This is a genomic window from Pseudanabaena biceps PCC 7429, from assembly GCF_000332215.1.
GTDB classification, from domain to species: Bacteria; Cyanobacteriota; Cyanobacteriia; order Pseudanabaenales; family Pseudanabaenaceae; genus Pseudanabaena; species Pseudanabaena biceps.
In genome coordinates, this window is sequence record NZ_ALWB01000329.1 from 1 (window position 1) to 3,760 (window position 3,760).

Sequence of the window (3,760 nt, forward strand, 5' to 3'; positions counted from 1 at the left end):
TAAAACCCCAAAGGTGAGTGGCGGCGCGGAGCGCCGCCACTCACCTTTGGGGTTTTAAACCTTACGTTGCGATAGGACAAAATCAAACTTGTTTTTGATCGAAACAACTTCTACAGAAATTGAGATTGAAGGATGAGCGTTGCTTCATCGGCGGGAATAGGACGACTGAATAGATACCCCTGTACGGCATCACAATTATGCGATCGCAAAAATTCTAGCTGCTCCTCTCGCTCTACCCCCTCCGCAATTACCCGCAGATTGAGGTTATGAGCCATCGCAATTATTGCCGATGTGATCGCGGCATCATCTCGATTTTGCGGTGTCTCGCGGATAAAGCTCGCATCGATTTTGACCTTGCTAACGGGCAACAGACGTAAATAACTGAGAGAAGAATAGCCAGTACCAAAATCATCAATCGAGATACTCATCCCTAGGGATTTTAACTTCTTAAGAACAGCAATAGTTGTGCTTTGATCCTGCATTACCAAGCTTTCCGTAATTTCGATCTCTAAATACTGCGGTTCTAAACCAGTTTCCGATAGAATCTGCATAACGCGCGTACAAAGATCCGTCACCTGAAATTGCTGGGCAGAGAAATTTACTGCCATCCGAATTGCTGGTAAACCTTGACTTTGCCATAGATAATTTTGCTGACATGCCGTGCATAAAACCCATTCTCCCAAACGGACAATTAGTCCATGCTCCTCGGCAGCAGGAATGAACTGGTTTGGGGGAACCCATCCGAGTTCGGGATGCAGCCAACGAGCTAACGCCTCCATGCAATCAATCTTCCCCGTAACCAAGTTAATTTGCGGTTGATAAAACACCTGAAACTCTGAGCGTTCGAGGGCTTGGCGAATTCCATTCTCGATCGCCACATATTCTTTTACCTTTGCACCGATCGCATGATTGTAGAGTTGATAATGATTTCTACCGCGTTCTTTCGCTCGAAACATTGCCGTGTCAGCATTCTTCATCAAAGTTTCTTCATCCATTCCATCATTAGGATAGAGACTAATGCCAATACTCGTACCAATGTGCAAGGGCGTTTCTTCAACTAAGAAAGGATGTTCAAAGGATTGTAAAATTAATTGAGCAAATTGTTGAATGGATTCTATACTTTGCAATTCAGAGACAAAGATCATAAATTCATCCCCACCCATCCGCGCGAGAAAAGTACTTTCAAACATGCAATCACTTAATCTTTTGGCAACTTCAATGAGGAGGCGATCGCCTGCGGCATGACCCATCGTATCGTTGACTAACTTAAAGCGATCGAGATCAAGAAACATCACCGCCAGCAATGGCGGGAGAGTCTTGATATCGGTAATTTGATTTCGCTCGATATGAGTTTGTAGTTGTGCCGATGCATTGACCAAAGCTGCACAAAGGCGATCGCGAAATAGAACGCGGTTAGGCAGATCGGTTAAAGAGTCATGAAAAGCCAGATGCTCGATCTCCGCCTTGGCAAGTTTACTAGCGGTAATATCTTCAACTGTTCCTTCAAAGTAAATAATATTACCAATAACATCGCGAACAGCATGGACATTTTCAGAAGTCCAAATCATCGATCCATCCTTGCGATAGACTTGAGATTCAAATTGTTTAACATCCTCCTGTTCTGTCAAAAGTTCAATTAGTTCCAATCGACGTTGAGGATCGACATAGAGTTGCTCTTCGATATTGGTAAGATTAGTAACCAAATCTTCAGGAGAAGCATAGCCATAGATTTTAGCGAGCATTGGGTTAGCAATGAGAAATTTCCCATCGGCTGAGGTTTGAAAAATCCCTTCAACCGCATTTTCAAAGATGCTACGATATTTAGCCTCAGCCCGTTTGAGGTCTTCTTGTGCTTGGATTTTTTGGGTAACATCATTGATTAAAATCAATTCACATCTATGATTTTGATACTCAAGGGTATGCGCCGAAACCTCAACTAAAATCTGGCTACCATCTTTTTTGCGATGCGTCCAAATCTCAGGCACGCTAAAGCCAATGGATACTTTAGCGATCGCTTCTAAGAGTTTGGGAACCTCCTCAACAGGACGAATATCAAGCACAGTCATGGATAAAAACTCTGCTTCACTATAGCCATAGTGGTTGATTGCCGCCTGATTGACTGCCAAAAAATCTAGGGTTTCCAGATTGTAAATCCACATCGGATGGGGATTATTCTCAAAAAGATAGCGTGTTCTATTTTCAAAATCCTGCTTATTCCGATCTGTCCTTTCCCAATCTGTAATATCTTCAAATCGATTGACAAAATAAGGTTCCTTCGCCCCGCTAATATCAAGATCCGTACTTTGGATGACCTGCACAATTTGACCATCTTCGCGAATATAACGTACATTGAGGTAGCAGCGATCAATTTCCCCCGACAGCAATCTCTCCTTCAGCACATAGTAGGCAGATAAATCGTCAGGATAGCAAATCTGTTCGTAGTTAAGTTCGCGAATTTGTGAATTGCTATATCCTAATAACTCACAAAAGGAAATGCTAACGTCAATGATCTTGTCGTCAATAGTTGTCTCAAACACTCCAACCGTACTGCTCTCCATACATTTGGCAATACGCATTAAGTTTCTAAGACGTTCATGTTTGAGAACCTCTTGATATATGGGATTAAGATATTGATATCTTTCAGTCAAAATTTGTACCTTGATGGGGCATTCAAAATTGCAACTTTAGAGATTTCCCTGTTGAAAGAAAAGACCATAGAAAGCCTTAGCTTACCCCAATAATTTAATATAATTTTAATATAATATAATCGTTAAAGCCTAAGTAGCTAGGCACAACTAAGTATAAAAGCTCAAAAATATTGGTACGAGTGCCAAATACGCTAAATTTTTGCTTTTGCTTTTGTTTTTGTTTTTGTTTTGTGGCTCAAATAAATTTCCATGCCAAATCAATAATTTGCTCCTTAGATAGTGGGACTGGCAACAGTTGAATTTGAGCGCGATCGCTATAATTTTGCAGCCTTCTCGAAATCGCTTCGGTAATTCCACCTTCATTTAAAAAATATGGGAGGACTTGGATTTGCTCAATTCCTTGTAGTAGTAATTTTTCTATTTGCGTTTCAATTTTGGGTTCTACTCCCCAATAGGCGGCGATCGCTTGGCTTGGCTTGGCTAAATCCTCAATAACCTGATTCGCTCCTGCTCGACGACTACCATGGGCGATCAAAATTCGACCTGATATTGCTGGGGTCGGCACTCCATGAGATATCTCGGTGCGATATTTCTCAAATTGTCGCGATATTAGCTTTGGAATGTCTGGATCTGTTCCCAGATAAGGAGTGATGCGAAATGTAAAATCAGAGCATCGTTCAATAAATCTTTCCTGTAGGTTATTCTGAGCGATCGCAACTTCGGCGGGAATATCTTCGCTGACATGGACTCCTTCTAGTAGAAACAAAGGCAAGATCACCACTTCCGAAATACCTGCTTGGATAGCTTGCGTTGCAAATCCTTCTAATTGCTGAGATAGGGTTAATTCTAATCCTTCAAGACAGCCCCCGCTAATGTAGCGATCGGCAATCTGGCGATCGCCAGATTGCCAATCATCTCTATGTTCAATGCGAGATTTCGCTACGGCGATGAGATCTTGCAAAGCAATCCACGAACGGCGATCGCTGCTACCGTGGGTTATCAAAAAAAGCGCTCTAGCATTCATCTCATCATACTCGGTATAATTGTAATCAGTAGTTCAGCATAATTAAAAACCAAAGTCAGAGCGTACCGCCCGCTACGCGGGCGGTACG

General features: G+C 42.2%; 2 protein-coding genes. Both read right to left on the reverse strand.

What is annotated here, in order from left to right:
- Window positions 1-110: 110 nt before the first annotated feature.
- Window positions 111-2,648 carry a sensor domain-containing protein gene (locus PSE7429_RS21785; protein WP_009629542.1) on the reverse strand — a complete coding sequence of 846 codons (2,538 nt, stop codon included), beginning with the start codon at window positions 2,646-2,648 and terminating at the stop codon, window positions 111-113.
- A 235-nt stretch (window positions 2,649-2,883) separates the two neighbouring features.
- The gene (locus PSE7429_RS21790) at window positions 2,884-3,672 is read right to left on the reverse strand and encodes a sirohydrochlorin chelatase (protein ID WP_009629543.1); all 789 of its coding nucleotides are present in this window, start codon (window positions 3,670-3,672) and stop codon (window positions 2,884-2,886) included.
- Window positions 3,673-3,760 lie beyond the last annotated feature (88 nt).